The following is a 246-nucleotide window of genomic DNA, read 5'->3' on the forward strand; positions in this document are numbered from 1 at the left end:
ATGGGCAGCGACACGCTGAACGCGCTGACCAGCAGCCAGATCCCCGCGCTGACCAGCACGCAGATCGCCGCCATCGGCACCGCGCAGATCGCCACGATGACCACCGAGGACGTGCTCGCGCTCGGCTCGGCCGGCATCAAGGCGATGAGTTCCGCGCAGGTCCATGCGCTGAGCACCGATGACATCGTCGCGCTGACCAGCGGCCAGGCCGCGGTGCTCAGCTCCGCGCAGGTGCAGGGCCTCACC

At 69.9% G+C, this 246-nt stretch carries 1 protein-coding gene; it reads left to right on the plus strand.

Annotated features, from left to right (window positions below; translation table 11 throughout):
- The coding region (locus tag B0W88_RS34295; protein WP_158081010.1) for a hypothetical protein at positions 1-246 on the plus strand (246 nt) is incomplete at both ends.

This window comes from Pelomonas sp. KK5, assembly GCF_001984095.1.
Taxonomy (GTDB): Bacteria; Pseudomonadota; Gammaproteobacteria; order Burkholderiales; family Burkholderiaceae_C; genus KK5.